Here is a 19,634-nt window from a genome sequence, read left to right as displayed (position 1 = left end):
GGGTTATTTTCTTACCGTAATCTGCGATTATTGAACGTCAATTAAGCGGTCAAAACTGTCCATCACTTGTTGACACTTCATCACCCTTCCATGCCCCTGCCCTTGCGTTGCGACTAAAGTGACATTATCGCCTTCGCTCGCCGCTTTTTGCGACACAGAGAACTTAGTGAACTTATCTTTCTCATCATGAATAATAATGGTGCGGTTAGTGCGATTCATGAGATGAGCATAGGGATCGATAATATGGATCGGGTAGTGATATTGATCTTGGATATCTTCCACAATCGCTTGGAATAACTTCACCGAGTAACCAGACCGGCTAACACTACCAAACAAGTTGTCTAAGTAATCCAGTACTGGTGCAATCAATAGCATCGGACAGTGCGCAATTTTTGCGTGTTTGCACTCAAGCGCAGAAGCGGTTCCCATACTATGACCAACCACACCCGCCACGTCTTGTACGCTATCTAGCACGGACTCTAAGCAAGCAACAAATCCGGGAATATGGCCATAAGCACCACCACTCTTACCGTGCCCCGGCTGATCATAAGCAAAGGCGGTAAAGCCACGAGAGGCGATGTGTTCCATTAATGGGTAAAACTGGCTCGCAGTTCCTGACCAACCATGCGTAAGTACCCAAACCGGCCCTTCGCCAAGACTATACGTTTTTATCACCCCTTCGTTGGTGTCTACTTCGCCCTTAATTAAACCTTCCGGCTCATCATTAATCGGTTTCATTCTTGCAGGTGTTAGCAACAATTGCTTAGCGGTTTTTTTAGCATGATTGGGGGCAATGGTATGGTGCAAACGAGTGGTTATGTTCACCAACTTTCGTTTTACACTGAACTTCCCTGACGTATTGAAGTAGATTTTCTCACTCACCGTGGTGTCCTTGTTGTTCTTTTTTTTGAATAGTTTAGAAACGGGACTATAACAAAATTTTGACATTCTGTACGGCAAAGACACCATAGTCACCTAATTTAATACTTCTCTCCCTTCAATCAGGACAGTCGTCTTAAGAAACATAAATTTTCTTTACGTAGAAAGTGAGCTTAAGCATGCAAGTCTTTATGGCTCTCTGCTTGAAGTTTTGTGTGATATACGGACAGTTTCCGCTTTTCTCTATTTGATAAGTCAGTGCAAATGATATTATATCAAGACCATTCATATAGTTATCTTCTTAATTCACCCATTATCCATGCAGTGACATATGGAAATGTTTAAGAGTGAAAGACGGAATAAAGCCGTATAGAAAGCAATAGCTTTAATGAGGAAGTATGAAAAAATCTATAGCAAAATTAACATTATTATTAGTGCTTCTATCACATTTTGCTTCGGCTAATGCTGACACTAAAGAGTACAGTGTAAATATATCTAATAAAGACCTAATTCCAATGCTACTAGAACTGGATGGTCGAACTGAAATTAGTAAATCAAAGATTGAACAGATCAAAAATACTGAAGTACTTATACCTGTGAGTGCTACTGAAGATGTTAGTGAGCCAAATGAAAATGGAATTGTCACCATAAATCAAGAAAGGAATATTAAGCTAATTTCTTTAAATAACGCAGGTGTTTCCTTACTTCCTATATTCACTAGTTGGAAGGAACTGAAAACATTCTTTGACTATCCAATATCTGCTGTTGTTCTGCCAGTAGGTAACGCTGCCAACCTATTTTTAGATGGCGATTATAATTATATGGTCGTGGATAATGCATCACATGCCATTAATTTAAACGTTGCCACACTAAGAAAAGTGGCAAAGCAAAGATAAGCTAACAGTCGATTTTAAATACCTTAAGCTATTTAAACGCAGTTCACATCTAAATTGAACGCCTACTCTAAGAGGAAATATGGACATTCACAGACGTATAATAGGTTCCGTTTACTTTGTACTTGGTGCCTTGATTGGTTTTCTACTTATTGGGACCATACTTAGAAACTTAGACGGACTATCCTTTGAGACAATGTTTCCAATACTAGGACAAATCTTCATCGGCTTACTTTTCTGCCTATCATCATTTGGAGGCTTCTTCTTGCTAAGAAAACGGAAGTGGGCGTACCGAATATGCTTTATTACTTCGTTTGCTTGGTTGGTTTTTCTTGTTCCGATAGGGAGCTGTATAGGACTCTATTACTTTTGGTTCAGTTATAAAAGCAATAAAATCACTAATTAACCAAGGACTGAGGGCACTACAAGCTTATCAGAATGATTCACAACTCTTGGTATTTTAAGTTCAAATATTGCAACAACAGGCACCAATAAATGGTGCCTGTTTTTTATCCATTACTCTTCAGCTTGATGCTTAAACTGGTTCAGTAACGTCAGCAGAAACACACGTATTTCGTTATCTAATGGGGTGTTGTCGCTGTTAGCATTGAGAATAAAGTCTTCAACTTGTAGATAAAAATCGGGTTGAGTTTTATTGGTCATGGAGACCTCCGTGTGGAATTTAAAAGAAAATCACCATCCGAAGTTCCTACGCTTTGGGTGGTGAACTGAACAGGGGTAGGAATACCGTTCACACGGAGACGGCCAACCGAAGTTGCCCCGCCCAGCTCACCATAATTTAGATGTGCCAAAGCCGCACATATTAATGCCAGTTAAGATACTGGAGTACATGCGCCGTGTGGATATAACAGGTTCCTACGCCTGACACTGGATTTTGCCAGTGCGAGGTAAGCATATGTTTTCTTTGGCTGAACTGTCAATGACTTACTTCTAACAGCTAATATGAAAGCAAACGATACTGATTAGCACAGTGTATAAACCCGCTTGCGCTAAACAAAACTCAGTACCGATTATTTTCCGTTCTTTTTCTATGCCGTATTAACGTTAGATATGTCACAATATGCATCCACGGACGAGTTTAGAGGTAACAATGGCGGAGTTTTTAGCGCAGTTGCAGTTTTCAGCATCGATTACAGGACCCATTTGCTTAATGCTGTTGCTCGGGGTATTTCTTAAACGGATAGCAGTTATTGACGATGCGTTTATTGATGTCGCGTCTAGGTTGGTTTTTCAAGTGACCTTACCTGCTTTGCTGTTTCTTAGTATTGTCGGTTCTGAACATGACTTTTCAAGCAGTACACCATTAATCCTTTTTGGTCTCAGCGCTAACTTAATTTTCTTTGTTTTTGTGGTTATTGCCACCAAAACACTCTTTTCTGGCTCCAATGATAAAGGGGTGGTCATTCAAGGCAGTTATCGGGCAAATACCGCCATTATAGGGCTTGCTTATGTTGCTAACGCTTATGGTGAAACCGGTATCGCTTTAGCGGCGATTTACGTCGCACCAATGACGATTCTTTATAATATATTAGCGGTCATTGCATTAAGTCCGAAGAACGATAAAGAGAAATCATCCGGGCTAAAAGCATTTGCTGTTATTGCTAAAGGGATAACTAAAAATCCTCTAATCATTGCCATAATGCTTGGGTTGATTGTCTATTTTCTCTCTATTCCTATCCCTAAAATGGTACTAAATGCAGGTCAGTATTTTGCCAGTATGACTTTACCCCTTGCTCTGTTATGCACTGGCGGTTCTTTAAATATTAAATCTCTAAAAGGCGACCAACGCGCTACGTGGTTTGCTACGGTAAACAAACTCGTTTTTGCTCCTATCATCATCACTGGTGCAGCTCTGCTGTTTGGCTTTAGAGGGCTTGATATCGGGATTGTGTTCTTTATGAGTGCCGCGCCTACTGCGGCTGCAAGTTATGTCATGGCTCGAGCCATGGGTGGAAACGCTGCTCTGGCGGCAAATATTATCGCCCTAACAACGGTCACCTCATTGGTTACCTGTACCTTGGGGATTTTCGCTTTATCAACACTATCGTTAATGTAATATCTTCAATTATCTTTCTTGAACTGAACTTGTTGATGCTGCTCTGAATTCTGCATCTTGAGGTCACTTGAGTATATACCCTTTCTATTTGGTTATACTCACCAAATAGAAAGGGTCAGATATCGCTATCTGACCCTTGTTGTTATCTATTTATGAATACTATTTAGAAGTACCGTTTATGAAAGCTTATAGAACACGGTCGCTAATGGTGGTAACCGTAAGTTAAGTGACTGTGCTAATCCTTCACTCTCTATCTCTTCACTATTTAGTGATTTAATCACCGCAAAATCACTGCCGTGATAACGGCTATCATCACTGTTTAACAGCAAGTCATATTTTCCTTTATTGGGCACACCTATACGGAATGACTCATGAGGAACAGGCGTAAAGTTAGTCACCACTAGCACTCTTTCACCATGTTCACTGATGCGTTCATGCGCCAATATGCTGGCATCTTGTGCATCTTGCAGACGCCATTCAAATCCTCTTAGATCACAATCAAGTTCATGAAGCGCCACTTCATTGCGATACAACATATTCAAATCGCGAGTGAGCGCGTGAATACCTTGGTGACGTTCGTAGGCCAACAGGAACCATTGCAACTGATCATCATGGTTCCACTCCGCAGTTTGGCCAAACTCGGTGCCCATAAAGTTTAGCTTTTTACCCGGCTGACCATACATGTAACCAAGATAAGCCCTCAAATTGGCGGTTTGCTGCCATTCATCACCCGGCATTTTGTCATGAATAGAGCGTTTTCCGTACACCACTTCATCGTGGGACAGAGACAACACATAGTTCTCACTATGGGCGTAAATTAGTGGGAAGGTGATGGTGTTGTGATGATACTTACGATGCACGGGATCTTCTTGCACATAAGACAAGCTATCGTGCATCCAACCCATGTTCCACTTAAATCCAAAGCCTAATCCACCCATATATGTTGGCGCAGAAACGCCCGGGAATGCCGTCGACTCTTCAGCAATCGTCATGGCATTTGGAAAGTGCTTATACACTTCTTCATTGACCCATTTAAACATAGCAATGGCATCGTAGTTCTCGTTGCCGCCGTCGCTATTTGGAATCCACTGATCATGGCTACGTGAATAATCTAGGTATAGCATTGATGCTACCGCATCAACTCGAATACCATCGATATGGAACTGCTCGAACCAATACAACGCATTAGCAACGAGGAAACGTCTAACATGTTCACGTCCTACATCATAAATAAAGGAGTTCCAGTCTTGGTGCCATCCACGCCTTGGATCTGGATCGTGGTACAAAGGAGTACCATCAAAATTCGCCAAACCATGGTCATCCGATGGGAAATGCGCAGGAACCCAATCCAGAACGACACCAATTCCAGCTTGGTGACATTTATCAATAAAGTACTTAAAGTCATCTGGAGAACCAAAGCGGCTGGTTGGTGCAAATAGCCCGACAGGTTGGTAACCCCAAGAACCATAGAATGGGTACTCTGAGATCGGCATTAGTTCAACATGGCTGTAGCCTAGGTCAACTAAATAAGGCACCAGTTCATCGGCCAGATCGCGATATCCAATAAAGTTGCCATCTTTATCTCGTTTCCACGAACCAACATGTAGTTCATAGAAAGAGAGTGCTTGTTTGGTTTTAGTGCTAACCGGACGACTTTGCCACTGTTGGTCTTGCCAGTCATACCGGTTGTGATCGTATGTTACGGAGGAGAATGATGGGTGCTGCTCGGCATAGAAACCCCATGGATCGGCTTTATGCGGTAAGCTCTCTCCATTAGGCCCTTTGATTTCATATTTGTATTGAGCGCCTTCTTCCAGTTCAGGAATAAAGATCCCCCAAATACCGTAATCTAAACGTTGCATTGGGTTGCGGCGGCCGTCCCAGTAGTTGAAACTGCCGATTAAACTCACTGCGGTGGCATGAGGGGCATAAACCAAAAAGCGAGTACCAGAAATCTGCTCACCTTCTCTCTCAATAGAGACAAACTGTGCTCCCATGTGATGGTACATTTGCACAGGAGTATGGAGCTCTTCAAACTCTTTATACAAAGCATGATATTGGTATGGGTCATCCACTATCTGCTCTGTTCCATCCCAGTTCACCGCCAACTTATAATGGGTAAATGTCAAATCTCTATCATGTTCTAGAACAAAACTGTTCTCTGACTCTTTCTCCAAGGCGACTCTCGGCTCATCAGCAATAAGTAATTCAACTTTACTTGCTCCCGGCATCCATACCCTTAGTGAAAGCTGCTTTTCTCTATGATAAGGACCCAGTAAAGAGAAAGGATCAGCGCATGCCGCATTTTCTAATACACCAAAAATGTCTTCCTTTTTTGTCACAGTATTCTTTTTCAACTGGCATCTCCAAAACATCTATAAAATTAAAAACAAAAGTATGAAACAAAAACCAACTTTTCTCATAGTAACCTGTTAATTAGTCGCTGTTAATAAATAATAAAAAATACCCGCATAAAGCGGGTATTCTCAAAAATATCAATTAGTTAACAAGTTCACTATCAGGCGAATACAAGCAGTGACTATCTTGCAAGACTGCGTAATTAACTGTTTGTATTCGTTGCATTATTTTCCAGACCCAGCGCGAACTTCTGTTAAGCGTTTAGCAATGTAATTTACCTCTTCTCGAGCAAAAATATCCTCAAGATTTAATGATAACTTACGACGCCAGTTTGGATATTCATCAACCGTTCCCGGAATGTTTACCGGTTTATCCATCTCTAACCAATCTTCCAGCTGAATACTCAACAAGGCCGAAGAGCCAGCGGCTAAATGAAGTTGTAACGCTTCACTTAAGTGCTTATCCATTGGCACTAATGTCGCGTCACGACCAACACCATCAGGTAAGAAGCCATGCCATTCAACACTATTAAGGATCTCTTGCTTACATTTTAAACGGTCATCAAACAGTATTTGTAACTGCTCCTCGTCGGGATATAACCCTAGCTCCTGACCTGTTTTGAGATCATCACAGTGCCAAAATCCACGTAACGTTGGCATGTCGTGGGTACAAAGTGCCGACATGGACTGTTCTGTATAATGATTCGGCGAGTAATAGCCGCCATCTTCTGCTGTTTCAAAGAAGAAGACTTTATAAGAGTGAACCCCTGCATCCGCGAGAATATCAACAATTTCATCTGGCACTGTTCCAAGGTCTTCACCAATCACACTGCACTGATAGCGATGAGATTCTAAAGCCAATATTGCCAGCATATCTTCAACGGGATAGTAGATATAAGCACCGTTTGTTGCACCTTCACCTTTCGGTATCCACCACAAACGAAGTAGGCCAAGAACATGGTCAATACGCAGTGCGCCACAATGCTTCATGTTTGCTCTTAGCAACTTAATATAAGCGTCATAGCCTGTGGCTTGAAGAACTTGTGGATTAAGAGGAGGAAGCCCCCAATTTTGTCCTAGAGGACCAAGAATATCCGGTGGCGCGCCAATACTGGCGTCCATCACCAAGTTACCATCGTCTGCCCAGGTCTCAGATCCTGAGTTAGCCACCCCGACCGCCAGGTCACGGTAAAGCCCTACTGCCATGCCTTTCTCTTCAGCCAATGTCTGCGCTTCATTAATCTGACTGTCGGCAATCCATTGCAAATAAAGGTGCAATTGCACTTTATCTTCATTCTCTTTAATGAAAGTTTGAACGGCTGGATTTTGGAAGTGCTGGTACTTCTCAGGGAATACAGGCCAACCCCAAATGCTTTGATCTTTTTCAAACAGCGTACCATGCAGAGCATCGAATGCAGCTTGATGTAATAGGCTCTCGCCACCTTGCTCAACAAAGCTCAAAAATGCTTTTGCTCTGTCGGTAGATTCATCCAGATGACGACTCTTAAATTCGTCAAATAACAGAGGTAACACACTCATTTTAAGTTCAGACACTTCAGAGTAGTTAACCCAATGGGTATCTCGAACTTTATGCAGACGCTGCTGGAACTCGTTGCTGCCCACTTTACGCTGAGCATCAACACTTAACACAAACTCAGGAACAGAACTGACATCAATATAGAGAATATTTAACCAACGGCGAGACGACGGGCTATATGGACTCGCCCCTTCAGGGTTGGCTGGGAATAATGAATGAATTGGGTTTAAACCAACAAAATCCCCTCCTCGTGATGCTATTTCTGCGACCAATTGTTTAAGGTCACCAAAGTCACCAATACCCCAGTTATGCTGAGTTCTAAGAGTATAAAGTTGAACACTTGGCCCCCACAGTTTTTTCTGCTGGGATAGTTTCTGCTGCTTGTAACACGCATTTGGCGTCACTATCAGGGTCATTTCATACGGGGTCTTGCGACGCTTGCGGGTGATAATAAGTTGATGATATCCCCACTCCACGTTGGGCAGTTGAAACACTAAAGGGCCGCCTTCTGCACGCTCATCACGTACAATTTGCGATTGAAGATATCCTTCAAGGGTCTTACCCTGCTCAGTTTCTAAACGCCAGCTAAATTCACTCTCGCGAGCACTAACACCTAGATTCAATTTAATCTCTATGGGTTGCTCACTATCGCGTACAACTTGAACGGGATCCAAAACCTCTTTTTTATGTTTCTTTTCTGCCGATTTAAGCAGATTTTCTTCACTTGAGGTATCGTAGCCAAGAGAAGCAAGTAAACGACGAATGGTTTCCTCTTCGACACTTGCTTCATCTCCCCACGCACTAATATAGTTTTTTGATATCTTAGCCATATCAGCGACTTGCATTAGAACTGACTGTTGTTTCATTTTTCTCTCCGAAGGCGTTTATACGCCTTCCTTTTAGTAGGGCATTCTTGTCAAAATCTTAGGTAACTTACCGGATCCAATAATGCTCTTTGGTAAAACCACTATTGGATCCAGTAGAGCCGGGAAACTGCACTCGCTAAATTATGCTTACGAAAACAGCGCTCCCAGCTCAAACAGGCAAATAACTAGCGTTTTACGGCTTGTAATTTCCAGATGTTATTTACGTAATCACGTATTGAACGGTCAGAGCTAAACTTACCTACCAGCGCCGTATTTAGAATCGCCTTACGAGCCCAACCTTGCGGCTCACGGTACTGTTGATCCATCGCTTCGTGCGCTTTTACGTAAGAGGCAAAGTCAGCAAGACACAAATACGGATCACCACCGTCCAACAGGCTGTCATAAACTGCGCGCAGTTTACCCGGCTCTCCTGGTGTAAATTCATCACCTAACAGAAGATCCATTGACGCTTTTAGCAGGTGGTCAGCGTTGTAGTAATCAAATGGGTTGTAACCTCGAGCACGCAACGCCTCAACACCATCAACTTCTAGACCGAAGATATAGATGTTTTCATCACCCACTTCTTCACGTATCTCTACGTTTGCGCCATCCATAGTACCAATGGTTAGTGCACCATTAAGCGCCATTTTCATGTTACCTGTACCCGAAGCTTCTTTACCTGCGGTAGAGATTTGCTCAGACACATCTGCAGCCGGAATAATGATTTCCGCCATGCTGACACGATAATCAGGAATAAAGACCACTTTCAGTTTGTGGTTCACACGGTTGTCACTGTTGATTTTCTCTGCCACTTTGTTGGTGGCATAAATGATCTCTTTGGCTAGATGATAGCCCGGTGCGGCTTTCGCGGCGAAGAACACCACACGTGGCGCCATATCAAACGAAGGATCATTTAATAGACGATGATACAGAGACAATATGTGCAACAGGTTCAAATGTTGACGTTTATATTCGTGAAGACGTTTGATCTGCACATCAAAAATCGCATCGGTATTTAATTCAATACCCATGTTCTCTTGTACCCAATCGGCTAGACGCTCTTTATTGGCTTTTTTAACCGCCATATAGTCATCTTGGAAGGCTTTATCGTCCGCAAATTCGGCTATCTTTGTTAGCATATCCAAGTCGGCTGGCCATTTATCTCCAATCTTCTCGCTAATAAGAGCTGACAACTTAGGATTACAGAACTTCAACCAACGGCGAGGTGTTACCCCGTTGGTCACGTTTTGCAGTCGATTTGGGTAAAGTTCGTGGAACTCTGGGAATAAGTCACGTTTAACCAACTCAGAGTGAAGTGCCGCTACACCATTTACCGCATAAGAACCAACAACACAAAGGTTGGCCATACGTACCATACGGTGGAAGCCTTCTTGAATAATTGATAATTTGCGTTGCTTCTCAACATCACCCGGCCATTTAGCACGCACTTCTTGCATAAACAAATGGTTGATATGATAAATGATTTCCATATGACGAGGCAGCAAGCGCTGAATTAACGACTCGCTCCATGTTTCTAATGCTTCCGGCAACAAGGTATGGTTAGTATAGGCAAATGTTTTAGAACACAGTGCCCATGCATCATCCCAAGCCCACTCATACTCATCCACCAAAATACGCATTAATTCCGGAATAGCGATAGTTGGGTGTGTATCATTTAGCTGGATGGTTTCATATTTCGCTAAGTCTTCTAACTTGTGACCAGCTTTAAGGTGGCGACGCAAGATATCAGCAATAGATGCCGCACTATGGAAGTATTGTTGCATTAAGCGAAGAGTTTTACCCTTCTCGTGGTTATCATTTGGATAAAGTACTTTGGTAATGTTACCCGCATCAATCAATGAGTGCTGCGCTTCAAAGTAGTCACCATTGTTAAAGCTTTCTAAAGAAAAAGGTGCAATGGCCTGACATTCCCATAAACGCAATGGGTAAACGGTATTGCTTTCGTAACCCACAATAGGAAGATCCCACGGCATCGCTTTTACTTGCATACCCGGAACCCAACGACGCTTCTCTTTTCCATTTTCATTAATCACTTCTACGTGACCATAAAAACCGATTTCTTGAGCAATATTTGGCCGTGCAACTTCCCAAGGGTAACCTTCAACACCACGCCATGCATCAGGCGCTTCCTGTTGATGACACTGATCAAATGACTGTTTGAACAGACCATACTCGTAGTGAAGACCATAACCAACCGTTGGAAACTCTTGAGCAGCACATGAGTCCATAAAGCAAGCAGCCAAACGACCAAGACCACCATTGCCCAGTGATGGGTCACGTTCTTCTTCTAACAGGTCAGTTAGACTCTGTCCCAGCTCTTTCATGGCGGCGTCTATTTGCGAATAAAGCCCCATGCTGATCAAGTTGTTACCCGTAAGGCGGCCAATCAAGAACTCTAATGAAAGGTAGTTAACACTTTTCGCATTTTGAATCGCTTTATCATTTTCTGTTTCTAGCAAATCAAAGGTTGTCATCTCCGCTAGAGCGCGACCCATTGCTAAATACCAGTCACGTGGCTGTGCATTTTCAACCTTCGTTGCGTAAGTTGCGGTTAAATGCATTTTTACATCGGCTTGGAACTGCGCTTTATCAAACTTTTTTTGTTGCGTCGGTTTCATAGTGACATCTCATAATTGTTTCAATTTATCTATGGCATATCCTGCATCTTGATAATCAACAGAACATCCTCCTAACTTAAAGAGTGGAGAGGAGGAGTAGCTAGGGCGTAGACCCTACTCTTCTACACACTTAGCGATCTAAGTCACACTAACTGCTGCTAGCGTTAAAAATATAGCGACTCAGGTCACGTATAACTTTCGATTACCTCCTCCATTACTCATTGGCTATAAATTACTCAGTCAGAAACATTGATTGAAAATAGTAGTTTCATCACACTAATGCCTGAATTTATCCCGTTAAGCCATGGCTAGCTTCACCACTAATGATGGTAATAGAATCCCGTTTCATAATTACTAATATGTACGGGTAGCCGCCGTTTTTCCATCTAGCAAACTATACTTATGAGACATTAATCACAATATCGGGGCGTAGAACCTCATAATTATGCGGCAGATCATACATATCGCAGATAAGCCGTTTTATGTTGATATCACCTTATCGTAGGATAAAAACAGTTTATGAATAACCTAAATCAAATAGTGCGATAACTATGTGGATACCCTCAAAACTCACTCGGCCCGGCCGGTTACATAACGCCATCGTTAGACCTCGCGTTTTAGACTTATTACAGCAAGCACCGTGTTATAAGCTGATCCTTTTCCGCTCTCCGGCGGGCTATGGTAAAACCACCATGGCGGCACAATGGCTCTCTGACAAAAATAGCGTCGGCTGGTATAGCCTTGATGACAGTGACAATGATACGTTTCGATTTGTTAACTATTTTATTCAGGCCATCAATCGCGCCACGGGTGATCAATGTCCGAACTCACAAACACTGGCTGAGCGCCGGCAGTTTTCCTCGTTACAGACGTTATTTGCAGAAGTATTCTCTGAGCTATCAGAGTTTTTTAATGAAAGTTATGTGGTGCTTGATGACTACCATCTGATTCAGAATGAAGAAATTCATGAGGCGATGCGTTTTTTCCTCAAGCATATGCCAGACAACATTACGTTAGTCGTAACCAGCCGCGCTAACCCACCACTAGGCACCGCGAACTTACGAGTACGCGACTTAATGATTGAAATAGGCAATGATTTATTGGCGTTTGATACCGAAGAGACTACCCGTTTTTTCAATCAACGGGTTTCTGAAGGCATTGATGACACCACCGCAGATAGCTTACGCAACTATGTAGAAGGTTGGCCGTCAGCGTTACAACTTATTGCCTTGCAAGCTCAACATCAAAAACGCACTTTAGCTCAATCTGTCCAGTCAGTATCTCAGTTTAATCACGCTCATTTATGGGATTATTTGGTTGAAGAGGTGTTTGATCTTCTCGATTCCGAAACTCGACATTTCTTAATGCAGTGTTCGGTACTGGAAACCTTTAACGATAAGCTCGTCAGCGAGCTCACGGAAAGAGAAGACGCCTTAGGTATGATTGAGTCTCTTAATCGCTTTGGCCTGTTTATCTACCGTCTTGAAGGTGAGCAAAACTGGTATCGATTCCATCACTTATTTGGTGAGTTTCTCACTCACGAAAGGCAGTCACGCATCCCTCAAGAAGAGAAGTCTCTTCACCGCAGCGCTGCGCAAGCATGGTTAAACATTGGCATTCCGCATCAGGCACTTTCCCATGCTCAAAAATCCCATGACGGCGAACTGGTGGCGCAAATTTTAATTGAGCACGGTTGGCGTATGTTTAATCTCGGTGAGCTAGCCATTATGGAAGATGCCATCACTCAATTAAGCGATGATCAGCTCTATTCCGAAATGAAACTGCCATTACTAAGGGCGTGGCTGGCTCAAAGTCAGCACAGTTATGACCGAGTTGAAGGTATGTTGGTTGAATCTGAGCGACAGATGGCCCAGCGAAATATCGAGCTCACCACCAGCGATAAAGGTCAGATTAATGCTCTTAGAGCACAAGTAGCCATCAACAGAAATGATCCTGAAAAGGCGTTAGAACTGGCTGAGCTAGCGCTAAGTCAGCTCGATACCACCATCTATCGCAGCCGAATTGTCGCGACATCAATTGTAGGTGAAGTGAATCACGTTAATGGCGAATTAGATCGCGCCCTTTCTCTTATGCAACAAACAGAGAAGCTCGCTCGCCAATATCAGCTTTATCATCAAGCTCTTTGGGCACTGCTACAACAGAGTGAGATCTTAATTGCTCAAGGGTTTGTACAAGCGGCTTATGAGCTGCAAGACAACGCATTTAAATTGATTGAAGAGCAAAAACTGCAGCAATTACCGCTGCATGAGTTCCTGCTTCGATTACGCTCTCAAGTGCTGTGGTGCTGGAATCGACTAGATGAAGCCGAAGAGTGTGCCTATAAAGGGATGCAGGTATTGGGCAACCATGATCCAAGCAAGCATCTTCACTGTTATTCACTGCTCGCGAGAATCGCCATTAGCAGAGGTGAAATAGATAAAGCAACACGGTTTATAGAACAGATTGAACATCTATTGCAACAATCTAGCTACCATTTAGATTGGAAGGCCAATGCCTCGCTTTCATTGTTGTTGTACTGGCAAGCGAAAGGGGATACGACATCGGTTAAGCAATGGCTCGAGAGTGCTGACCGCCCAACAGATGCCAAAAACCACTTTTACCAACTTCAGTGGCGAAATATCGCCCGAGCTCAAATTTTTGTCGGTCAATTTGAAGAAGCCCAAGAACATTTAGATGCCTTGCAACAACACGCCGAACAGGCGAATTTGGTGACGGATATCAACCGCAACCTAATTGTTGAAGCCATTCTTTATGTTCGACAAAATAATGAAGAAAAAGCGGTAGAAAAGCTTAAACATGCCCTTAGCTTAACTAACCAAACTGGCATGGTGGGTAATTTCTTAATTGATGGTAATACCATTGACGAGCTGCTGCAAAAGCTCAGTAGTCATGCCTCGTTAGGTGATCTTGAAAAGCATCGAGCTCAGCAACTAATTAAGGATATTTCTAGCAAACAGCGCAGCCGTTCTGTTCACTTTGACGAAGATTTTGTCGACAAGCTTATCAATCACCCTAACATTCCAGAGTTGGTAAGAACCAGTCCACTGACGCAAAGAGAGTGGCAGGTACTGGGCTTAATTTATTCCGGGTTTAGTAACGAACAGATTGCGCAAGAGCTGGATGTTGCTGCTACCACCATCAAAACTCACATCCGTAACCTGTATCAAAAACTCAACATTGCCAATCGTAAAGAAGCCATTGAAACTGCCGAGAATTTGCTTAGCTTAATGGGGTATTGATTTAGTTAAGATACAGATAAAAAAAGAGCCAATCGCAATGCTTGCAATTGGCTTATAGATAGTGTGAACAATTTTCGTTCACTAACAACGTCAGTTGGCTAGGTGACCCTCGGCTTTAAGAAGGGTCAGTAGTATTAAAGCATATTACATGCCAACTTTCAAAACTTAGAATAAACGCCGTTTTACGGCATTTAATTATCCAACATATGAATATTTCGCTCACCTTATCGCATAATGCAATTGCAAAATGCAAATCAAGTGCAATTTGCTATGACATTACTTGCACAAAAATAGAATGAATAACCTAAACCCTACAATAACGAATAACTCACGGCAGCTATATATATTAAACTCAGATTTTGTATAATTCGATCATCCTAGTTAGTTGAATAGAAACAGATGAAATATTTGGTCACTTTTTTCAAAGGTATGGCAATGGGTGCGGCAGATGTTGTCCCTGGTGTATCAGGCGGAACCATTGCGTTTATTACTGGTATTTACGATACCTTGTTAGAGAGCATTCGCAGAGTAAACCCTTCATTAATCGGTATTATTAAAAATGAGGGTGTAAAACACGCTTTTGACCATATAAATGGACGCTTTTTGATCTGCTTATTTGGCGGCATCATCACCAGTATTTTAACCTTAGCGAAGCTGATTTCTTGGCTGTTGGTTACTTACCCTATTCCATTATGGTCATTTTTCTTCGGGTTAATTGTTGTCTCTGTTTGGCATATCATTAAGCAAGTTGATAGAAAAGATTTAGTTAGGGGCGTCTTCGTTATAGTAGGGATTGCATTCGCCTACTCCATCACGGTGCTTAAACCTCTGCAGATGGACCCTACCAGTATCAACATTGTTGTCGCTGGGGCAGTCGCTATCTGTGCCATGATTCTACCCGGCATATCTGGCAGCTTTATTCTATTACTGCTTGGAATGTACACACCGATACTTGCCGCAGCAAAGTCGCTACAAATAGAGGTATTGTTACTGTTTGTTACTGGCTGCGTTACTGGGCTGCTTACTTTCTCTCACTTACTTTCGTGGTTACTAAAACGTCATAGAGACTCAACATTGATGTTTCTGACAGGACTAATGATTGGCACATTACCCAAAATATGGCCTTGGAAAGAGACCATCAGTTGGCGTACAAACTCTAGCGGTGAACAAGTACCTTTAATACAACAAAACCTCTCACCCTTTGAGTTTGAGTCCATAACCTCTCAACCAAGTCAGCTTTTACTCGCCATTGGGTTGATGATCATTGGTGTTGGCATTGTGTTGTTATTGGAGAAATTTGCCGACAAAGGTAATAGTCACTAAGAACATATCCTGTGATGGCTCTTGTTACGAATAGAGCCGTCACACAATAGTGCAGTAACCGCTCTTAAATAAGTCTCGCTCTTATTACTATTTTTTAATTGTAAAATTTTACAGTCGTAGATCCAAATCACATCCTCACTTCTTAATCATGTTAATCTGTTAACTTATTGATAACCTCTTGCTCACTATGAAACTATTAAAAATACTCGCGCTCTGCTGCGCCGTTTTACTCGGTTTTTTTGTACAAGATATGCTGAAATCTAGCTCCACTTCAGACAGCGCGATTAATGTAAAAGACTACTGCTTTTTATCAACCACAGCATGTAAACAGCAGCATGTAACCATGACACTTGAACATGATACCGCGAAACCTTTGGTAGAAAGCCAGCTAACCGTAGATTGGCCTAATGCCAGTAAAGATACCTTGTTACTTGAAGTTGAAGGGTTAGAAATGGATATGGGCATTAGTAAGTTTTTACTAAACAAGCAACCCAATGGCACATATTCAGCCGCTATAATGCTGCCTGTTTGTACGCAAGATAGTATGACATGGTTAGGCCGCTTAACCGATGGAACAACAACAGTACACCCAGCAATTAGGATGGAAAGATGACAAAGAACTGGTTAATCGCCCTTATTGTCGCATTTGGGCTTGGTTACGGCATCAATGTCTATATGGATTCACAGGCAGATGAAGAGAAAGCACAACAAATTGCCGCTTCACAACAGATAGCCAATGATCCCATTTTTATTGGTAAAGATAATAGGCCGGTACGGATTTTTGAACCAACAGATGATCGAATTAGAATCGTCTATTTCGGCTATACACGCTGCCCTGATGTTTGCCCAACATCATTGGCCATGTTGTCTGCAGCACTAAGAGAGTTTGACGATAAGCAACTAGCTAAACTTCGCCCGTTATTTATCTCTATCGATCCTGAAAGAGATGATCCTGTCGCGGCTCACCAATATGCTCAGTATTTTCACCCAACGATATCTGGCTTATCAGCGCCATTAACAACAACACAACCTGTTGCTGATCGCTACGGTGTTATTTTTAGAAAAACAGAGCTAAAAGAGTCCGCCATCGACTACGTTGTTGATCATAGTTCTTACTTCTACTTCTTACAGCCAGACGGAAGCTTAATTACTAAAGTGCCGCACACACTCGATCCTGAGCCAATAGTGCAAGCAATAAATTCTGTTCTTGCTAACTAAGTGACACATAACCCCATTATAAAACAACCAAATACAGATAAATTAAAGAGTGGCGTTAAGCCATCAATCAAAAGGAAGAGATATGAAACGTATACTACTTTTAGCCACATTAGCCCTAACCAGTACTTTTGCTTCTGCAAATAGCGATGTAATGATCCACAACGCTTATGCGCGGGCTACCCCACCAAACGCACCAACCAGCGCCGTGTTCGTGACTCTAATGAACAAAGAAGAAACCCCTCGCTCTATCGTCTCAGCTTCTTCCCCTGCATCAGGTAAAGTGGAGCTGCATACTCACGTTAAAGAAGGCGACGTGATGAAAATGCGACAGGTTGATCAAATTAGCATCCCAGCCAGCGGTACTGTTGAGCTTAAGCCCGGCGGACTTCACATTATGTTGTTCGACTTGCAACAAGATTTTATCGAAGGTAAAAGTATTGAGGTAACTATCAACTTTGCTAACGGTGACCAACAAACCTTTACTGCCCCAATCAAGAAAGTAATGGCTGGCATGAAAATGAAGCATTAATGCTATTTAACACACCAGAAATAGCATCTCTAATACTTAAAACAGAAAGCCGAGTATAAAATACTCGGCTTTCTAATAGGAAATTCATATTGTCATGGATTTATTACACTCATAATTGAGGTATTTAACTAACATGATTCTATATTCATCTTTTGTAACAACTTTATAAATGCATTGTTCAACCATTCGGCATACTTCAAGATTTTGAATATTTATCCAGTTCAAGAATAAATGAAATAATTGTTATTTTTCATAATATTAAGATAGAAAATCTTATTAGTCGTTGCTCTCCTCTTAACCATTAAATCCAATTTTGTGACAACAAATGTATTCTTCAATATTTTGAAGAAATATGATCAATCAGAAGTTTTAATCTGGAACAGGAAGTCACAATGAAAATTTTTTTATGTTGCTCTGCTGGAATGTCTACCAGCATGTTAGTAAATAAAATGAGGGTAGCAGCACAACAAAAAGAACTCTCTTGCGAAATTAATGCTTACTCGGTTAGCGAATTTGAAAAACGTCTACAGCAGAATGATGTATGTCTTATCGCTCCCCAAGTGAAATACCAATTTAAACAGTTCAAACAACGAGCCACTGAAGAAGGTAAAGCATGTGGACTTATAGATATGCTTGATTACGGAATGATGAAAGGAGATGTCATTCTTGAGCAAGCAGTCGAACTTTACCAATCACTTGAAACAAAAGGGTCGAATCTATGAGTATCATGAACAAGATTACAGACTCGGTAGAAAAAGCCATAACTCCAGTGGCCTATAAAGTGTCCACTCAGCCACACGTAAATGCAGTTAAAGATGGCTTCGTAACGACCATGCCATTCTTAATTGTGGGCTCATTATTACTTGTGTTCGCCTTCCCTCCAGGTACCAGCAATGCTTTCCTTGAAGGCTGGCAATATATTGTAAATGCAATCGGTCAAAGTAACATCCTCGCAGCATTTCAAGTAAGCATGGGTATCTTTGCACTTTATGCCGCTTTCGGAATCGGTTTTAACCTTGCTGAGCATTACAAAATAAGGCCTCTTAATTCCGGAATGCTATCGATGTTTACATTTTTATTAGCGGTAGCTCCTGTGCAATTCATTCCCGATCATGGCGGCATTATGCCAATTGCACATATGGGAGGTTCTGGAGCCTTCACCGCTATTATATGTGGCCTGTTCGTCCCTGAATTTCAACGTTTTTTGGTGAAGCACAACGTTAGATTGAAGCTACCTGAAGCCGTACCGCCTAAAATTTCTGCGTCTTTTGATCTGCTCATTCCAATTATTCTGCTTACTATTATTGTTGTCTCTTTGAACGTCACACTCGGCTATAACGAACTAAATATTCCTACTGCTGTAATGGAGTTGTTCAAACCCATCGTTGCCGCGTCCGATTCATTTTTTGCCTGTTTACTTGCCGTCATCATGATTCAACTTTTGTGGTTTGCAGGTATCCACGGTTCACAGGTTGTGGTTGTTGGTATTCTGTACCCTATTTTAATGGTGAATCTAGGAATGAATCAGGATGCATTAGCCGCAGGAGAAGAACTGCCCAAGATTTTCGTTAATCCAGTACTCGACTTTTTCATTTTTGTTGGTGGTGCAGGAGGCACATGGGGATTTGTCGTTCTAATGATGCGATCCAAAGCAACCCATCTAAAAACGATCGGGCGTATGTCCATTATTCCAGGAACATTCAATATCAATGAACCGGTTATTTTTGGCACACCGATTGTTATGAACGTAAATTACTTTATACCCTGGATGCTATCACCGATGGTTAATACCTGTATTGTCTGGCTAGCATTTAAAACTGAATTAATCTCCAAAGTTGTCGCGCTTCCACCATGGACAATGCCAGCTCCAATCGGCGCAGTAATAGCAACCAATTCATCATTAGCGGCCTTAGTAGTTATGCTCTGTGTAGTGGTAAGTATGGCTATATTCTACCCCTTCTTTAAGGCTCACGAAAAACAACTTCTTGAAGAAGAGCACCGTAACAAAAATGCTCCCAATGCCCAGCCAACTCCTCAGCCAAATATATAGGATCAA

14 protein-coding genes are annotated in these 19,634 nt (G+C 42.1%); 9 read left to right on the top strand and 5 right to left on the bottom strand.

The window, feature by feature from the left end; all coding sequences use genetic code 11:
- Positions 1 to 27: 27 nt before the first annotated feature.
- Positions 28 to 882, bottom strand: coding sequence for an alpha/beta hydrolase (locus CHJ_RS18905; protein WP_317918627.1), 855 nt, complete (start codon positions 880 to 882; stop codon positions 28 to 30).
- A 395-nt stretch (positions 883 to 1,277) separates the two neighbouring features.
- On the opposite strand from CHJ_RS18905, the gene CHJ_RS18900 reads away from it, so the two are divergent.
- On the top strand, positions 1,278 to 1,775 hold the full coding sequence (locus CHJ_RS18900; protein ID WP_317918626.1) for an SseB family protein: 498 nt from the start codon (positions 1,278 to 1,280) through the stop codon (positions 1,773 to 1,775).
- A gap of 513 nt (positions 1,776 to 2,288) precedes the next feature.
- Here CHJ_RS18900 and CHJ_RS18895 read toward each other — a convergent pair.
- Positions 2,289 to 2,435, bottom strand: coding sequence for a hypothetical protein (locus tag CHJ_RS18895; protein WP_317918625.1), 147 nt, complete (start codon positions 2,433 to 2,435; stop codon positions 2,289 to 2,291).
- A gap of 448 nt (positions 2,436 to 2,883) precedes the next feature.
- Between CHJ_RS18895 and CHJ_RS18890 the strand changes: the two genes are divergently transcribed.
- Positions 2,884 to 3,849, top strand: coding sequence for an AEC family transporter (locus tag CHJ_RS18890; RefSeq protein WP_317918624.1), 966 nt, complete (start codon positions 2,884 to 2,886; stop codon positions 3,847 to 3,849).
- A gap of 176 nt (positions 3,850 to 4,025) precedes the next feature.
- Here the strand turns inward: CHJ_RS18890 and glgB are convergent, their stop codons facing one another.
- The 3 genes from glgB to CHJ_RS18875 form a co-directional block, all read right to left on the bottom strand.
- Positions 4,026 to 6,206, bottom strand: a complete 2,181-nt coding sequence (glgB, locus tag CHJ_RS18885) for a 1,4-alpha-glucan branching protein GlgB (protein WP_317918623.1) — start codon at positions 6,204 to 6,206, stop codon at positions 4,026 to 4,028.
- Positions 6,207 to 6,431: 225 nt separating this feature from the next.
- Positions 6,432 to 8,609: a 4-alpha-glucanotransferase gene (malQ, locus tag CHJ_RS18880; RefSeq protein ID WP_171751134.1), complete on the bottom strand. Its 2,178-nt coding sequence runs from the start codon at positions 8,607 to 8,609 to the stop codon at positions 6,432 to 6,434.
- A gap of 185 nt (positions 8,610 to 8,794) precedes the next feature.
- The gene (locus CHJ_RS18875; protein ID WP_171751135.1) at positions 8,795 to 11,248 is read right to left on the bottom strand and encodes a glycogen/starch/alpha-glucan phosphorylase; all 2,454 of its coding nucleotides are present in this window, start codon (positions 11,246 to 11,248) and stop codon (positions 8,795 to 8,797) included.
- 551 nt (positions 11,249 to 11,799) lie between these two features.
- On the opposite strand from CHJ_RS18875, the gene malT reads away from it, so the two are divergent.
- The 7 genes from malT to CHJ_RS18840 all read left to right on the top strand — a co-directional run bounded on the left by malT (position 11,800) and on the right by CHJ_RS18840 (position 19,628).
- Positions 11,800 to 14,508, top strand: a complete 2,709-nt coding sequence (malT, locus tag CHJ_RS18870) for an HTH-type transcriptional regulator MalT (RefSeq protein WP_317918622.1) — start codon at positions 11,800 to 11,802, stop codon at positions 14,506 to 14,508.
- 399 nt (positions 14,509 to 14,907) lie between these two features.
- The gene (locus CHJ_RS18865) at positions 14,908 to 15,831 is read left to right on the top strand and encodes a DUF368 domain-containing protein (protein ID WP_317918621.1); all 924 of its coding nucleotides are present in this window, start codon (positions 14,908 to 14,910) and stop codon (positions 15,829 to 15,831) included.
- 187 nt (positions 15,832 to 16,018) lie between these two features.
- Positions 16,019 to 16,444: a hypothetical protein gene (locus CHJ_RS18860; protein WP_317918620.1), complete on the top strand. Its 426-nt coding sequence runs from the start codon at positions 16,019 to 16,021 to the stop codon at positions 16,442 to 16,444.
- On the top strand, positions 16,441 to 17,049 hold the full coding sequence (locus CHJ_RS18855; RefSeq protein ID WP_171751139.1) for an SCO family protein: 609 nt from the start codon (positions 16,441 to 16,443) through the stop codon (positions 17,047 to 17,049). Before CHJ_RS18860 ends, CHJ_RS18855 begins: the two co-directional genes overlap by 4 nt.
- Before the next feature lie 82 nt (positions 17,050 to 17,131).
- Positions 17,132 to 17,578 carry a copper chaperone PCu(A)C gene (locus tag CHJ_RS18850; protein WP_317918619.1) on the top strand — a complete coding sequence of 149 codons (447 nt, stop codon included), beginning with the start codon at positions 17,132 to 17,134 and terminating at the stop codon, positions 17,576 to 17,578.
- Positions 17,579 to 17,970: 392 nt separating this feature from the next.
- A complete protein-coding gene (locus CHJ_RS18845) occupies positions 17,971 to 18,300 on the top strand; it encodes a PTS sugar transporter subunit IIB (RefSeq protein WP_317918618.1) in 330 nt (109 codons plus the stop codon).
- On the top strand, positions 18,297 to 19,628 hold the full coding sequence (locus CHJ_RS18840) for a PTS sugar transporter subunit IIC (protein ID WP_317918617.1): 1,332 nt from the start codon (positions 18,297 to 18,299) through the stop codon (positions 19,626 to 19,628). The genes CHJ_RS18845 and CHJ_RS18840 overlap by 4 nt, the downstream gene beginning before the upstream one ends.
- Positions 19,629 to 19,634 lie beyond the last annotated feature (6 nt).

Origin of the sequence: Vibrio sp. MACH09 (genome assembly GCF_033238805.1) — a bacterium.
In the GTDB taxonomy this organism is placed as follows: domain Bacteria; phylum Pseudomonadota; class Gammaproteobacteria; order Enterobacterales; family Vibrionaceae; genus Vibrio.
This window is presented reverse-complemented; position numbering and strand designations above follow the sequence as displayed.